Source organism: Frankia sp. CcWB2 (assembly GCF_977927585.1).
On sequence record NZ_CDWRCM010000208.1, the window covers coordinates 1 to 563 of the forward strand.

Below are 563 nucleotides of genomic sequence, written 5' to 3' on the forward strand. Positions count from 1 at the left end.
GGGGGGCAGAGCGGATCTAACTCATCGCGAGGTTTCTTCACGGGGCCGAGATTTCTTCACGGCCTCAAGGCGCGCCTACGGCGCGCGTGTGACCTGCCGCACACACCGTACGTCGCCGCGGGTCGACCACCACGTCAACATGCCTGGCCGCTACGCCTTCATCAGCTGCGGCCGAGGCTTCTGGGGGCCCGGACCAGACCGTATTCCTGGATCAGACTGTATTGTTGGTGGTTCTATGCGCGCGACGGTTCGGGTCTACTGGCTGCTGCTGGTAGCAGGGTTCCGCCGGCAGTCGACCTACCGATTGGCCGCGCTGGGTGGGCTGCTCTCGAACACGACGTTCGGGCTGCTGAAGGTCGCGGTGCTGTTCGCCGCGGTCCGGGCGGCGGGGGGTGAGATCGGCGGGTACGACATCGCGCAGATGGGCACCTACATCTGGCTGTCCCAGGCGATGCTCGGCTCGGTCAACTTCTGGGGCGGCAGCGAGATCGCGGAGAGGATCAAGGACGGCCAGATCGCCGTCGACTTCCTGCGCCCGCTGGACGTGCAAGCCGCCACGATCA

1 pseudogene is annotated in these 563 nt (G+C 66.3%); it reads left to right on the forward strand.

What is annotated here, in order from left to right:
• Nucleotides 1-235: 235 nt before the first annotated feature.
• Nucleotides 236-563, forward strand: a pseudogene (locus ACY45C_RS18150) (ABC transporter permease); the annotation flags it as partial.